Annotated in this window: 13 protein-coding genes; 3 read left to right on the forward strand and 10 right to left on the reverse strand. The window is 52.9% G+C overall.

Annotated features, from left to right (window positions below):
• Positions 1–87: 87 nt before the first annotated feature.
• Complete coding sequence (gene rluC / locus Q0796_RS00425; RefSeq protein WP_298439110.1) at positions 88–1,047, reverse strand: 23S rRNA pseudouridine(955/2504/2580) synthase RluC; 960 nt, start codon at positions 1,045–1,047, stop codon at positions 88–90.
• Between the two features lie 694 nt (positions 1,048–1,741).
• On the opposite strand from rluC, the gene rne reads away from it, so the two are divergent.
• Positions 1,742–5,056 carry a ribonuclease E gene (gene rne, locus Q0796_RS00430; RefSeq protein ID WP_298439112.1) on the forward strand — a complete coding sequence of 1,105 codons (3,315 nt, stop codon included), beginning with the start codon at positions 1,742–1,744 and terminating at the stop codon, positions 5,054–5,056.
• 69 nt (positions 5,057–5,125) lie between these two features.
• Here rne and Q0796_RS00435 read toward each other — a convergent pair whose 3' ends face one another.
• From Q0796_RS00435 to Q0796_RS00455, 5 genes are all read right to left on the reverse strand, one after another.
• Positions 5,126–5,623, reverse strand: coding sequence for a low molecular weight protein-tyrosine-phosphatase (locus Q0796_RS00435; RefSeq protein WP_298439114.1), 498 nt, complete (start codon positions 5,621–5,623; stop codon positions 5,126–5,128).
• Positions 5,624–5,798: 175 nt separating this feature from the next.
• Positions 5,799–7,511, reverse strand: a complete 1,713-nt coding sequence (locus Q0796_RS00440) for a response regulator (RefSeq protein WP_298439116.1) — start codon at positions 7,509–7,511, stop codon at positions 5,799–5,801.
• 1 nt (position 7,512) lies between these two features.
• Positions 7,513–8,052 (reverse strand): heme NO-binding domain-containing protein, encoded by a 540-nt coding sequence (locus tag Q0796_RS00445; protein WP_298439118.1) that lies wholly within the window; start codon positions 8,050–8,052, stop codon positions 7,513–7,515.
• Positions 8,053–8,086: 34 nt separating this feature from the next.
• Complete coding sequence (locus Q0796_RS00450; protein WP_298439120.1) at positions 8,087–8,989, reverse strand: bifunctional methionine sulfoxide reductase B/A protein; 903 nt, start codon at positions 8,987–8,989, stop codon at positions 8,087–8,089.
• Positions 8,990–8,998: 9 nt separating this feature from the next.
• Positions 8,999–9,211, reverse strand: a complete 213-nt coding sequence (locus tag Q0796_RS00455; RefSeq protein ID WP_298439121.1) for a hypothetical protein — start codon at positions 9,209–9,211, stop codon at positions 8,999–9,001.
• A gap of 181 nt (positions 9,212–9,392) precedes the next feature.
• Here Q0796_RS00455 and queD point away from each other — a divergent pair, with 181 nt between their 5' ends.
• A complete protein-coding gene (queD, locus tag Q0796_RS00460) occupies positions 9,393–9,758 on the forward strand; it encodes a 6-carboxytetrahydropterin synthase QueD (protein ID WP_298439123.1) in 366 nt (121 codons plus the stop codon).
• A gap of 74 nt (positions 9,759–9,832) precedes the next feature.
• Here the strand turns inward: queD and queE are convergent, their stop codons facing one another.
• From queE to htpX, 4 genes are all read right to left on the reverse strand, one after another.
• Positions 9,833–10,498 carry a 7-carboxy-7-deazaguanine synthase QueE gene (queE, locus tag Q0796_RS00465; protein ID WP_298439125.1) on the reverse strand — a complete coding sequence of 222 codons (666 nt, stop codon included), beginning with the start codon at positions 10,496–10,498 and terminating at the stop codon, positions 9,833–9,835.
• Between the two features lie 106 nt (positions 10,499–10,604).
• Complete coding sequence (locus Q0796_RS00470; protein WP_298439127.1) at positions 10,605–10,919, reverse strand: cytochrome c3 family protein; 315 nt, start codon at positions 10,917–10,919, stop codon at positions 10,605–10,607.
• Positions 10,920–11,082: 163 nt separating this feature from the next.
• The gene (locus tag Q0796_RS00475; protein ID WP_298439129.1) at positions 11,083–11,418 is read right to left on the reverse strand and encodes a cytochrome c3 family protein; all 336 of its coding nucleotides are present in this window, start codon (positions 11,416–11,418) and stop codon (positions 11,083–11,085) included.
• 171 nt (positions 11,419–11,589) lie between these two features.
• Positions 11,590–12,462, reverse strand: a complete 873-nt coding sequence (htpX, locus tag Q0796_RS00480) for a protease HtpX (RefSeq protein WP_298439131.1) — start codon at positions 12,460–12,462, stop codon at positions 11,590–11,592.
• Between the two features lie 150 nt (positions 12,463–12,612).
• Between htpX and pepE the strand changes: the two genes are divergently transcribed.
• Positions 12,613–13,326, forward strand: a complete 714-nt coding sequence (pepE, locus tag Q0796_RS00485; RefSeq protein ID WP_298439133.1) for a dipeptidase PepE — start codon at positions 12,613–12,615, stop codon at positions 13,324–13,326.
• Positions 13,327–13,406 lie beyond the last annotated feature (80 nt).

Genomic DNA, 13,406 nt, shown 5'->3' on the forward strand with positions numbered 1-13,406 from the left:
TCTACTGCATTGCGGCTGCACGCTCATTGCACAGCAATCTAATCCAAGCCACTGCCGTTTCATGTCGCAGTCGGCCACCTCTTTCGACTAGCGTAACTTCGCCAACAGCTTTTCCAACTTGGCTTCCATTGGCGCTTCCAGCTCCATGGTTACCTCATCCACAGGGTGGGTAAACTTCAACCGAAACGCATGTAAGAACAAGCGATCAAGACCCGCTGCTTTCATCTTTTTATCGAAATAATCGTCGCCATAGCGGTCATCACAAGCAATCGGGTGACCCGCGTATTGGGTGTGCACACGAATTTGATGCGTGCGCCCCGTTACTGGGCTGCACTCCATCAACGTGGCACCAGCCAGTGACTCAACGATGCGAAAACGCGTTTCTGATGGCTTTCCTTCGGCCGAAACCGACACCGCACGTTCGCCGGTATTTAACTCACGCTTCAACAATGGCGCTTGAATGGCACGGCGTTTTGCCGGCCAGCCACCTTTAACCAAAGCCAAATACTGCTTACGCATGGTTTTATGGCGCAGTTGATCCTGCAAATGGCGCAGCGCTGAACGCTTCTTGGCGATCATCAACAAACCAGAGGTGGCGCGATCAATCCGATGCACCAGCTCTAAATTGCGCTCTTCTGGGCGCAGCGCACGCAGCGCTTCAATCACCCCAAATTGCAGGCCACTGCCACCATGCACTGCGATCCCCGAAGGCTTATTCAGCACCAGCATCACCTTGTCTTCATAGATAATGTGCTTTTCTAAGCTCTTTACCTTATCCAACTTAGCGTTTGGCAGCGCGTCCTCTTTCGGTTCGCTCACCCGAATGGGGGCAATCCGCAATTCATCGCCATCTTGCAGCTTGTATTCGGGCTTAATCCGCTTCTTGTTTACCCGAACTTCGCCTTTCCGAAGCAGCCGATAAATTAAGCTTTTAGGAACCCCTTTTAAAAAGGTAATCAGGAAGTTGTCAATGCGTTGACCGGCGTGGTCATCGGTAATGGTCACCCATTGAACTTTGGGTGCCGGAGTTTGTTCAGATACATTCATGGCGGGCATTGTACCTACTATTGGCAACCACAGTAAATTGCCCGCTTAGTGCAGATCTAAATGACCAGACAGCAGCATCCTCTTCAGCCTGACACCATGACAGCGAAAACAGAGCGGATCCCCTACAAATAGTGGCAGCAGCCCCGCTGGGATGTGGATATGTTGATTGCCGCCTATTGATGAACTTGCTATGCTTTCGGCACCAATGGCAGTAACGCGCCTTAGTTGCCGTTATTTTAGTCATTGCAGGGACATGGATGAGCCAGCGCTGTTTATTTTAAACGCGTCTCGCACCTCGTCAGGCCGATAAGCCCACAGCTAGACATTATTGTGGCCCGGTTAAGACAACACACGTCATTGACGAAACGTCATCTGCCCGCCTTTTATTATTTAATTAAAATCGTTACCGATACAGGTGCTGCCGGAAACTGCCGGCATAAGAGAATATTTTTGGCTGGTAGCCTTAAGGCTGCCGCCAGTACCAAGCGTACGCATTTGAGGACAATCAGGCGCTAAGATCATCTGTGGTATACCCACGGCAGCCTGCTCTTGTGAGTAACAAGCCCATTTGTACTGGCTTCGTTATCAACCTCTACTCCCCCATTCCAGCCGCGAGGCTGCCGCTTGTTGGGGTGCCGGATCTTGTCCGGGCGACATCTGTATACGGTGACAAAAAAATGGATTCAGTCACCCAATGAAAAGAATGCTGATCAACGCGACTCAGTCAGAAGAGTTGCGCGTAGCGCTGGTCGATGGCCAACGCTTATATGATCTGGACATCGAAAGCCCAGGTCACGAGCAGAAAAAAGCGAACATTTACAAAGGTAAAATCACCCGCGTAGAACCTTCCCTTGAAGCCGCCTTTGTCGATTACGGCGCTGAGCGTCACGGCTTTTTGCCGTTAAAAGAGATTGCCCGCGAGTACTTTGTTAACCCTTCCCAAAAAGGTCGTCCTTCGGTTAAAGAAGCGATCAAAGAGGGGCAGGAAGTTATCGTTCAGGTCGATAAAGAAGAACGTGGCACCAAAGGCGCAGCCTTAACCACCTTCATCAGCCTGGCCGGTTCTTACTTAGTATTGATGCCAAACAACCCTCGTGCCGGTGGGATTTCCCGTCGCATTGAAGGCGATGAGCGCAGCGACCTAAAAGAAGCACTGTCTAAGTTAGACGTACCACAGGGCATGGGCTTAATTGTTCGTACCGCTGGGGTTGGTAAGGCCGCTGAAGAGCTGGCTGACGACTTAAACGTGTTACTGCACCACTGGAACTCAATCAAAACCGCTGCGGATTCTAAGCCTGCGCCACTGTTGATCCACCAAGAGTCCAACGTCATTGTTCGCGCCATCCGTGATTACTTGCGTAGCGACATTGGCGAGATCCTGATTGACCATCAGAAAATCTTCGAAAAAGCACGTGATCACATCGCCTTAGTTCGACCTGATGCGGTATCCAAGCTGAAGCTGTACCAAAGCGAAGTGCCACTGTTTACCCACTACCAGATTGAAAGCCAGATTGAATCGGCGTTCCAACGTGAAGTGCGCCTGCCTTCCGGCGGTTCCATCGTTATCGATCCAACCGAAGCGTTAACCTCGGTAGACATCAACTCCGCTCGCGCAACGAAAGGCAGCGACATTGAAGAAACCGCACTGCAAACCAACTTAGAAGCCGCCGATGAGATCGCTCGTCAGCTGCGCCTGCGTGATTTGGGTGGCTTGGTGGTTATCGACTTCATCGACATGGGCCCAGTACGTCACCAACGTGACGTAGAAAACCGCCTGCGCGATGCCGTTCGTCAAGATCGTGCCCGAGTGCAACTTGGCCGCATTTCCCGCTTTGGTTTGCTGGAAATGTCCCGTCAACGTTTGCGTCCATCTCTGGGTGAATCTGCCGCACACCTGTGTCCACGTTGTAGTGGTCAAGGCTCTATCCGTGGTACTGAATCGTTAGCCTTATCGATTCTTCGCCTGATGGAAGAGGAAGCGATCAAAGAGAACACCTCGCAGATTGAAGCTCAGGTACCTACTGACGTTGCCGCTTACTTATTGAACGAGAAGCGCAAAGCGATCCGCATTGTTGAGCAACGCCATAAAGTTGAAGTGTACGTGATCCCGCATCCGCACATGGAAACCCCAGCCTACAAAGTGGTTCGTCATCGCAAAGACGACACCATTGCTGAAGCCAGCTACTCCTTGGTTGAGCGTCCAGACGCCAAGCTTTACGAGCCGCGTAAGCACGAACGTGCGCAACTGGATAAGCCAGCGGTAAGCAGCCTGTCCCCAGTGCCTGCGGCGGCAGCCACTGCTGCCCCTGTGGCCGCAAAAGCAGAAGCGCGTCCAGCTAAACAAGACAAGCCTAAGCGCGGTCCACGCCAAGAGCGCAAGCCGAAGCCACAGCCTAAGAAAGCGGAACTGGGTTTGTTTGCCCGCTTAGCAGCCGCCATTAAGAGCCTGTTTGGTGCCGCTGAAGAGGAAGCCAAGCCAGAGCCTAAGCCTCGTCGCAACGACAACCGTCGCCGTAACGAACGCAAAGAGCGTGGCGAGCGCAACGATCGTAATCGTCGCAACCGCAACCGTGGCGACAAGCGCGATGACAACGAGCAGCAAACGGAAGGCAATAACGATCGCCGTCGTGGCCGCCGCGATCGTAATGACCGCAACGACCGTCAAGAACGTAATGAGCGTAACGACCGCCAAGATCGCAACAGCCGTCGTGATCGCAACGAGAGCGCACCGGCTCAGCAGCAGGATGACAACCGTCGTAACGAACGTGATGACAGCCGTCGTAACGAACGTGATGACAGCCGTCGTAACGAACGCGATGACAGCCGTCGTAACGAACGCGATGACGCTCGTCGTGCTGAACGCGACGAGGCCCGTCGTAACGAACGTAACGAGCGTCGCAATAAGCAAAAGCTCGATCACAGCGACGCTGAAGCGGTAGCAACTGAAACCGTTCAGGCGCAACCACAGCAGCAAGCACCGGTTGAAAATCGTCAAGAACGCGCTGAGCAGCCAAAGCGTGAACGTCGCCCGCGTCGTCAACTTGAGCGCTCGGTTCGCGTAGCTAAGCACGATGAAGCTCCAGCTGCTGTCGCTAACGTTGAAACTGCAGCGGTTGCCACACCAGCACCGGTAGCGGCACCAGTGCAACCAGCAGAAGCAACCCCTGAAGCTGTCGCCAAACCGGTAACCAGCGAAGCACAAAGCGAAATCAGCCTGACCGACAACGAGCGCCAAGCTCATCGTCGCTCTCGTCGCAGCCCACGTCACTTACGCGCAGCGGGTCAACGCCGTCGTCGCATGAACCGTGACGGTGAGGACGCACCGCAAACTGATCCAGTGAATGCGCGCTACCCAGAAGACAGTGCGCAGCAAGCTCAGCAGATCCCGATGGATCTCGAGCCTACTGCTCAGCCTGTTGAAGCCGCCAAGCCTGTTGAAGCGCCTAAGCCTGTTGAAGCTGCCAAGCCTGTTGAAGCTGCCAAGCCTGTTGAAGCTGCCAAGCCTGTTGAAGCGCCTAAGCCTGTTGAAGCTGCTCAGCCTGTTGAAGCGCCTAAGCCTGTTGAAGCGCCTAAGCCTGTTGAAGCGCCTAAGCCTGTTGAAGCGCCTAAGCCTGTTGAAGCTGCTCAGCCTGCTGAAGCGCCTAAGCCTGTTGAAGCGTCTAAGCCTGTTGAAGCGCCTAAGCCTGTTGAAGCGCCTAAGCCTGTTGAAGCTGCCAAGCCTGTTGAAGCTGCCAAGCCTGTTGAAGCTGCCAAGCCTGTTGAAGCGCCTAAGCCTGTTGAAGCCGCCAAGCCTGTTGAAGCCGCTAAGCCTGTTGAAGCGCCTAAGCCTCGCACTTCAGGTTTACTCGGTGGTGCAGTCTCGGCAGAGATGGCAGCCCCGAAGAGCATCGATACTGAGCTGAAGAAGATCGAAGTGGAAGTTCCAGAGTTTGAAGCAAAGAAAAACAACTTTGCCGCCAATCGCTACGCCAGCATGGTGAACTCCGGCATGACCAAGCCGACTGAATAACCCTTAGGGTTATTGTTCGGAACAAAAACGGCCACCTTTCGGTGGCCGTTTTTTTGTCTGTAAAAAGCGTTAGCGCTTTGCAGTGGCGATGTTCCTTAGCAGCTGCTGGGCGGATTCCTCTAAAAGATCCAACACTAATTCGAAGCCTTTACTGCCACCATAATATGGATCCGGCACTTCACTGTAAGGCAGATCCCCCCATTGCAACATCATCGCCAACTTCTGTCGCTGGGTATCCGTAGTCGCCATTTGCTGCAAATCGGTAAAGTTTTGCTTATCCGCGGCCAAGATCAGATCAAACTGTTCAAAGTCTGCCAAGGTCACTTTGCGGGCGGTGATCCCACTAAAGTCGTAGCCACGATTACGTCCCGCTTGGGCTGAACGTTGATCCGGCTGCTCCCCTTGGTGGTGCGCAATGGTGCCAGCAGAATCAAATTGCAGCGATAATCCCAGCTTTTTAGCGCGACCACGAAACACCGCTTCGGCGGTAGGAGAACGGCAGATGTTGCCCATACAAACAAATAAAATTCGATTGATCTGCCGATAATTCAGATGATGAATATCCATATGCACTCGCTTTATTGCTCTCTTTCATATGAGAGTAACAAAAATTATTCAGGGCGTTTTGAACGGGCATCTAAATTCAATACTGGCGTTGCTTGGGCCGCAGTGATTGCCGTTATAACGATACGCGCTATGGGTGCTACGGCAAAGGCGCATCATTTTCAATCGTGCGCTGGGCTCAAGTCACCATTTCCGCTTCATCGTTGATCCATTGCTGGATCTTCGCCACCATCACATTTTTTTGAATCGGCTTATACAGCACATCGTTCATGCCAACCTCAAAGCAGCGCGCAAGATCCTCTTCCGTCGTGGTGGCCGTTAACGCAATAATTGGCGTGAGGCACCCTTGCTCTCGCAACGTTTTGGTGCACTCAAAACCGTCCATCAACGGCATTCGGCAATCCATCAAAATCAGATCGTAACGTTTCTGCTGCACCCGCTCTAATGCCTCTTTCCCGTTGCTGGCTAAATCAATATTGGCCCCGACCTTTTCCAGCATCAGTTTCGCCACCAATTGATTGGCCCGAGTGTCATCCACCACCAACAATTGCTGTTCCGTCAAACTTAAGGCCAGCTCTTGCGGTTGCTGTTGTTCAATTTGGGCAAAGGGCAGCATCAGTCGAAAACTGAAAGTACTACCGTGCCCGGGCTCGGAAACAACCTCTAACTTGCTGCCCATCACTTGGCACAGGTGGTTACAGATCGCTAACCCCAAACCGGTACCTCGGTGTTCGGCCCCTGCGGCCTGAGCAAAGGGTTGGAATATTTTCGAGATGGTCGCTCCGTCGATGCCGCAACCATCGTCAATCACTGCAAATTGAATGTCGCAGTGCTCGTTTGCTGCCAAGGCTGAAACTTTTAATGTCACCTGCCCCATCTTGGTAAATTTAACCGCATTACTGAGCAGGTTCAGTAAAACTTGCTTTAAACGCAACGGATCCACGGCAACCACACAGGGGCTTTCGCTAAACCAGTCCAACTTTAATTGGTTGCCCTGCTCCTGCGCCGCAGAACGCACCACTTCGAGTGCTTCTTGAATCAGCTGCTGCAGATCGTGGGGCTGGGGGTTTAAGGCGAAGCCGCCGTCTTCGATTTTGGCGTAATCCAAGACATCATTCACCAGCGCTAATAGGCTCTGCCCAGAGAGACTGACAATGGTCAGTAACTCTTGTTGTTCTGGGGTGAGCTCGCTTTCCATCAGCAGATCCGTACTGGCTAACATGCCATTAAGCGGCGTACGCAACTCGTGAGTCACCGACGCTAAAAAGCGATAGCGAACCTGAGCCATATGCGCCGTTTGTTGTTGTGCAGCTTGCAGCTTGCTGTAAGCACGCACATTCACCGCATACGCTTCTAAGCTGGCCATTAATGACCGCACAAACCACGAGTCTGAATCGTCAAAACTGACCGCATCACTGATCAATAACAGCGCGATTTGATGATCCGCCGATTGGCACCATAAGCCCATATGGCCATTGGCTTTAATCACTTCTTGATCGGATTTGGTCAGTTCTTGCCAGGCGTAATTACGCCACATCGGCACAAAGTCTTCGATGTCACCGCTTTGCCACTGGCCTTGCCAACCAACCCACACCTTAAACTGATGCTGCTCCTGTTCCAACAGCGTGATCAGCTGCCCTAACACCCGCTTCGGCACCACTAAGGAAGCATCCAATAGCAGCCCAAAGGATTGGTTCAATAGGCTTTCATATTGGCGACGGCGGTCAAGCTGCTGGCTTTGATCTTCAAGGATATTACTTTGGTTGCTGTTGATCCGGGTTAACGCTTGATTGGCTTCGTAAAGCTGCTCACTGCGCTGCTCTAGCATCTGTTCCGCGGCTATCCGTGCCAATCGCTCCCGCTGGGCGCGACGCTCCCAATTGATGGTCATCTCAACCCCGTTCCAGCACAAATCGTACTTCGGTGCCCTGCTCGTTTAACGGGGTGCGCGTTAACGACAACGTTTCACCAAAACATTCGCCGCAACGGAGAATCAAGCCCTCGGCCACCGCCCCAAAGCCACGGTGGCTGTGATAGCGCATCTCCATGGTCGAGGCATTAACCGAGTCAAATTCAAAGGTGGGGGGCTGCGCGTTGTCGTACAGTTTGCGAACTTGGCGGTGGATGTTGTTTTCCACCTGCTGCAAAAAATCAAAGCTGCCACTAAAGCGATCAAGCTCCACCTTGTGCACCGCAACTAGGCGGTCAAACAAAGTGCGACCGTACGCGATAAGCAGCTGTTCTACCGGAACATTCACTTCATCAGCCAAGGCAGCCACTAAGCTGATCATCTCACCATGATGGTAATCGCCTACTTGGGTGTAGGCGCCACCGCTGGCCAGTTGCACCCGATCTAACATCGCTTCGGTCACTTCCATGCCGAATTGGTTATCGACCATGTCAACAAACTCGGTAAAAACGATTCCTTTCATTGTTCATCCATTTCATGGCTAGGATGAATAAAGTTTAGTCGCTTGGCTTGATCCTGTCGGCGTACTTATTGGCTAACGCCTCAATTTTAGGGGCAATATTCCATTGGCAGTAAGGCTGTTCAGCGTGATCATTAAAGTAGTTTTGGTGCTGCGATTCTGCCGCGTAAAACGGTTTGGCGGCGATGATTTGGGTTACGATTGGCTGCGGCGTATGCTGCTGTAGCGCTTGTTGGTACTGCTGGGCTTGCTGCTGTTGCTGGGCGTCTTGGGTAAAGATAACGCTGCGGTATTGGCTGCCTTTATCGGCCCCTTGCTGATCAACACTGGTGGGATCGTGGCAATCGTAAAACAGCTCAAGCAATTGCTGATAGGCGATCACGCGGGGATCGAAACGCAATTGAATCACCTCAATATGGCCACTATTGCCACGGCACACTGCGGCGTAATTCGCCTGCTCGGCGTCACCACCACAATAGCCACTGACCACTTCGGTTACTCCGTTAATGCGCTGGAATAACGCCTCTAGGCACCAGAAGCAGCCGCCGCCAAAGAGGGCAACTTGTTCCGTTGACTCTTGGCTTGCAGGGCTGAATTGCAGCGCCTGGGCATTAACGCAATGCCGCAGGTTCTTGGGGGTCAGTTGCTCACCCGCGAACACATGGCCAAGATGACCGTTGCAGTGGCTGCAAACAATTTCAGTACGGCGCCCATCGGCATCCACATTACGCCTAATGGCGCCGTCAATTTCATCATCAAACGACGGCCAGCCACAGCCTGCATCAAACTTACTGTCGGCTTGATACAAGGGCGCATCACAGCGACGGCAATGGTAGCTGCCGGGGCTATTCATATACAGAAAGCGGCCGCTAAAGGGGTGCTCGGTCGCTTTCTCCGCCAGAATTTGTTGCTCGGTTGCGGTCAGTGGCGCCTTGGCCATATTGGCTCCTTAGTTTATCTGTTGCTGCTGCCAACCTAGATTCACCATGCACTGATCAAACAGCGCCTTGTAGTCGGCATTCATGCTATCAATACGACCGGCACAGATTTCCCGATCTTGCAAAAAGTTGTGATTTTCCTTATCGGGGTGCTGCCAAACGAGCTCTGGCTCACCACAACCACTTAACGCCAACAGGCCAAGCGCCACTATCACTGCTCTCATTCTTTCTCCTTGTGTGCCGTTGCTGCACGGCATGATTCCTAGCTGCAGCGTATCATCTAAGCCATTGCTTATAACAATCGGTTGTGGTGATTAACATAATTGACAGAAACGGTTGTGAACTAAAATAGGCCGTGGCAGAATTCTGCGCCCTGTCGATGGTTCACAGTAAGAGTAAGCTGGTATGAGCACTGAAATTTACAAAGAGTTTTACTTCGAGGCTGCCCACAAGCTGCCCCACGTACCAGCGGGACACCAGTGTGGTCGATTGCACGGCCATTCGTTTAAGGTGCGCCTGTATCTGGCGGGTGAGGTGGATCCACACACCGGTTGGATCCTCGATTTTGCCGAGCTCAAAGCGGCATTTAAGCCAACTTACGAGCGCCTTGATCACCATTACTTGAATGAGATTGAGGGGCTGGAAAACCCAACCAGCGAAGTCTTGGCTAAGTGGATTTACGATCAAGTAAAGCCAAGTCTGCCGCAGTTGTGCCAAGTGGACATCATGGAAACGTGCACCGCTGGTTGTCGTTACCGGCCACAAGCCTAAACCGTATTATCGATCCAAAAAGGGAGCTCAATTGAGCTCCCTTTTTTGTTTTTCAGCGCACAGGTTTCGCAGCTTTAATCGATGTTCAAATACTTGTGCATCTGCACCGATAAGCGCCAATTGCGTTCAATGCAGGTGGCAATACACAATTGGGTGGCGCGCGCCTGCTGGCTGATCGGTTGCAGCGCCACACTCGGGCGGTTGCTGCTTTGGGCCAACAACGCATCTAAGTCATCAATGTGGCTCTGTTTGGCCACTGGGTGCTTCACTTCGTTAGCGCGATCCAGTGCCTGTTGGGCGATGCTCATGCCGCCTTTCATGCCAATTTTTGGCGATACCGTTACCCAGGTGGTGTCGTCACAACGCACGTCGTAACAGCCGCTGGTTTCAATTTGGCACTGCACCCCACGTTCGGCTAGCAGGTGGGTCAGTGGGGTTAAATTGTACAAACAGGGCTCGCCACCGGTGATCACCACATGCTTGGCGTGATATTGCGGCCCAGTTAACAGATCCACCAAGGCGGTGAGCGGCCAGTAAGCCCAATGTGGCTTATCTTGTGCAACGGCCACCACTTGCTCCGGCGCCACTTGTTCGGCCTCTGCCAGCTCCCAAGTGTGTTTGGTATCGCACCAGCTGCAACCAACAGGGCAACCCTGCAAGCGTAAGAAGATGGCGGCAACGCCGGTGAAATGGCCTTCACCTTGAATGGTTTCAAAGATTTCGTTAACTGGATACTGCATGGGTACTCCCTAAATAAGGGCGGCTATTGTATGCATTGGCGAGCGCATCGACAAACAAAAAGCGCCAGCAATATGCTGACGCTTTATTCCTGCCCTAAGGCTGCAATTACTGCGCCTTGCGACCGTCGTCATGACAGCTGTCGCAACTTACCTCGGCGGCAGTGTCTTGTTCGTGAGGCTGGTGGCAATCACTGCACTCCAGCAAGCCATCATGCTTAGGGTGGATCCCCTCCATTTCCGCCATCTCACCGTGGCAGGCTTTGCATTGCTCAACTTCGTAGCTGCCATCGGCAGAAGGAGCCCCTTCCGCATGGCAGGTTTCACAGCCATCATTCATCTCAACGTGTTGCTCTGCCAAGGTGGCGTTAGCTGCAACGTTCAGCCCAAACGCCATCATCAGCGCCAGCAGGGATCGGTTCATGGTTTGTCCTTGATTTCAGTTGATGTCCGCCATACCACCAATTGGGTATGAAAGGGCAAAACTGTAGCAAGGATCTGTCCGGGCGCCGTTATCCAGATCGCGTTTTGTGAAGCCGAGCGGTCAAGCCCTCAATTTTGCACCAAGTCGCTGATAGTTCTTACCGTCATTCTGGCTTACGGCCATCATCGTGACAGGTCTCACAGCTGGGTTTGTCGCTAAAGGCCATCTCATGAGGCGCATGACAGTCACTGCACATCAACATCTCTTCGTGGATAGCGTGATGCGCCCCATCAATCTCATCGGCGCCGCCGTGGCAGTCCTGACACTGCTGATTTTCCAACACAAAATCATCGGTTGGGGCGCCACCATCGGCGTGGCAAGATTCACAGCCATCATTCATCTCTGCGTGTACGTCGGCTAAGGTTTCACTTTCATCGGCTGCGATAACCGCAAAAGTCAGCAGTGTGGCTGCCGCTAGGGTGGGCAATAACAGTTTCATCGTCATCTCCTGATCGTCATGTTCTGCAACCACTAACCGTAGCCAGCAACGCAGGATCCTGCCATTGATGCGGCGCATTGCCGCCCAATAAACCCAAAAACGGCGATCCGAAGATCGCCGTTTTGTTGTTCTTGCAACGAGGGAAAACCGCTGCGGCAATGACGCCCGAGATTAGCCTTGCTGCAATGTCGCGATGCGCTTATCCAGCGGCGGGTGGCTCAGAAACAGTTCCGACATCGCTGACTTACCACTGATGCCAAAGGCCGCCATGCTGGCAGGCATTGAGCTTTCGTGATTATTACGCAAACGTTCCAACGCCGCGATCATCTTCTGACGGCCAGCTAACGCAGCACCACCGGCATCCGCGCGGAATTCACGCTGGCGGGAGTAGTACATCACAATGGTAGAGGCCAACATGCCGAAGACGATCTCAAGCACCATCGACACCACGAAGTAGGTCATGTAGGACGCTTCACCGCCCTCCTCGTCATCGCCGCCCAGTACATTCGAGACCGTACCGGCGATCAAACGTGCCGCAAAGATAACAAAGGTGTTCACCACCCCCTGCAGCAACGCCATGGTGACCATGTCGCCGTTGGCAACGTGGCTCACTTCGTGGGCTAATACCGCTTCGACTTCATCCCGGTTCATGCCGTACAGCAGGCCAGTCGATACCGCAACTAACGAATTATTACGGCTGGGGCCAGTGGCAAAGGCGTTCATTTCTGGGCCGTGGTAAATGGCCACTTCAGGCATTTTAATGCCCGCACGCTCCGCTTGCGACGCAACGGTCTGCATCAACCATTGCTCTTGTTCATCTTGCGGCTGTTCAATCACCTGCAGTCCCATGGAACGCTTAGCCATCCATTTCGACATCTGCAACGAGATCAGCGAACCACCAAAGCCAAACACACCCGCCAACACCATCAGGTAACCAATACTGTTGTGTTGGATCCCCAACACCGAGGTCAGTAGGGTCAGCACTACGCCTAAGACCAACATGACTGCCAGGTTAGTCATCAAGAACAAAGCAATGCGTTTCATTTCTACTCCTTTATAAACCACAACCAATGTTGCTTAAGGCACAAATGGGGTTTGGGTCGATTTTTTTCAAGGGGACGTCGAATTTATCGACTGGTTTTTGCTACTCTGGCGTCGTTACACCATAAAAATAATTAAACAAGGACAAGAACCATGTCAGGGAGCCTTTTGTTGCTCAGTAGCTCTCGCGCCGACGGGACCGGGTATCTCGCTCATGCCGTAGAGATGTTGCGACGAGTTGTAAAACCAAACAGTCGCTGGCTGTTTATCCCCTATGCAGGGGTCAGCGTTGGTTACGATCAATACCATCAGATGGTGATTGAAGCGCTGCCACAGCTGGGTTGTCACATCGACTCTGCCCATCAGTTTGCCGATCCGGCCAGTGTGCTGGATCAATACGATGGGGTGCTGGTGGGGGGCGGCAATACCTTCCACCTGTTACACCAGCTGTACCACTTTAAATTGGTTGAAGCGATCCAAGCCCGTGCCGCCCAAGGGATGCACTACGTTGGCTGGAGCGCAGGCTCTAACGTTGCTGGACTTTCAATCCGCACCACCAACGATATGCCCATTATCGAGCCGCCCAGCTTTACCGCATTAGAGTTGGTGCCGTTTCAGCTCAACCCGCACTACATCGACTTCCACCCACCGGGGCACCATGGCGAAACCCGCCAGCAACGGCTGGAAGAGTTCACCAAGGTGGATCCCGCTACGCCGATCTTGGCGATCCAAGAGGGCAGCGCTCTCTTGGTTGAAGGCGATACCATGCAACTGTTGGGGCGCAAAGACGCCTTTTTGTTTAAAGGGGAAACCCAGAAGCAACAGTTGGATGCCGGAAGCGATCTCAGCCGCTGGCTGCAGCCTTAATCAAGCTCTTCGCCGGCAGTTACAACAACGCCGCCGAGCTTAACGGCTCGGCGGCGTTGTTTTCAGTGCGTGTTGGCTTA

The sequence above is a fragment of the uncultured Ferrimonas sp. genome, from assembly GCF_947489035.1.
Lineage (GTDB): Bacteria > Pseudomonadota > Gammaproteobacteria > Enterobacterales > Shewanellaceae > Ferrimonas.

Bases quoted from the DNA above. Each gene is read 5' to 3' on its own strand.
- rluC (WP_298439110.1), bottom strand. From the start codon at position 1,047: ATGAATGTATCTGAACAAACTCCGGCACCCAAAGTTCAATGGGTGACC.
- rne (WP_298439112.1), top strand. From the start codon at position 1,742: ATGAAAAGAATGCTGATCAACGCGACTCAGTCAGAAGAGTTGCGCGTA.
- Q0796_RS00435 (WP_298439114.1), bottom strand. From the start codon at position 5,623: ATGGATATTCATCATCTGAATTATCGGCAGATCAATCGAATTTTATTT.
- Q0796_RS00440 (WP_298439116.1), bottom strand. From the start codon at position 7,511: ATGACCATCAATTGGGAGCGTCGCGCCCAGCGGGAGCGATTGGCACGG.
- Q0796_RS00445 (WP_298439118.1), bottom strand. From the start codon at position 8,052: ATGAAAGGAATCGTTTTTACCGAGTTTGTTGACATGGTCGATAACCAA.
- Q0796_RS00450 (WP_298439120.1), bottom strand. From the start codon at position 8,989: ATGGCCAAGGCGCCACTGACCGCAACCGAGCAACAAATTCTGGCGGAG.
- Q0796_RS00455 (WP_298439121.1), bottom strand. From the start codon at position 9,211: ATGAGAGCAGTGATAGTGGCGCTTGGCCTGTTGGCGTTAAGTGGTTGT.
- queD (WP_298439123.1), top strand. From the start codon at position 9,393: ATGAGCACTGAAATTTACAAAGAGTTTTACTTCGAGGCTGCCCACAAG.
- queE (WP_298439125.1), bottom strand. From the start codon at position 10,498: ATGCAGTATCCAGTTAACGAAATCTTTGAAACCATTCAAGGTGAAGGC.
- Q0796_RS00470 (WP_298439127.1), bottom strand. From the start codon at position 10,919: ATGAACCGATCCCTGCTGGCGCTGATGATGGCGTTTGGGCTGAACGTT.
- Q0796_RS00475 (WP_298439129.1), bottom strand. From the start codon at position 11,418: ATGAAACTGTTATTGCCCACCCTAGCGGCAGCCACACTGCTGACTTTT.
- htpX (WP_298439131.1), bottom strand. From the start codon at position 12,462: ATGAAACGCATTGCTTTGTTCTTGATGACTAACCTGGCAGTCATGTTG.
- pepE (WP_298439133.1), top strand. From the start codon at position 12,613: ATGTCAGGGAGCCTTTTGTTGCTCAGTAGCTCTCGCGCCGACGGGACC.